Origin of the sequence: Paraburkholderia sp. SIMBA_053 (assembly GCF_046534895.1) — a bacterium.
Taxonomy (GTDB): Bacteria; Pseudomonadota; Gammaproteobacteria; order Burkholderiales; family Burkholderiaceae; genus Paraburkholderia; species Paraburkholderia caledonica.
On the sequence record NZ_JAWRXU010001096.1, the window covers coordinates 1 to 256 of the forward strand.

Here is a 256-nt window from a genome sequence, read left to right on the forward strand (position 1 = left end):
GCCGCGGAGCGTCGAATGAACGTCCGCGGCGATAAGCGCACGTACTTTTTTATTGCCGCGCCAAACGCAGGTTGTACGGCATCGGCAAGTTGTAGTTGGTGCGGAACGGGTTGATGTCGAGCCCGCCGCGCCGTGTATAGCGCGCATAAACCGCGAGCTTCACCGGCTTGCACGCCTTCAGCACGTCGATAAAAATCTTCTCGACGCATTGCTCGTGAAAACCCGTGTGATTGCGATACGAGATGATGTAGCGCAG

1 pseudogene is annotated in these 256 nt (G+C 57.0%); it reads right to left on the minus strand.

From position 1 onward, the window contains the following. Nucleotides 1-49: 49 nt before the first annotated feature. Nucleotides 50-256, minus strand: a pseudogene (locus SB753_RS39015) (NADPH-dependent 7-cyano-7-deazaguanine reductase QueF); the annotation flags it as partial.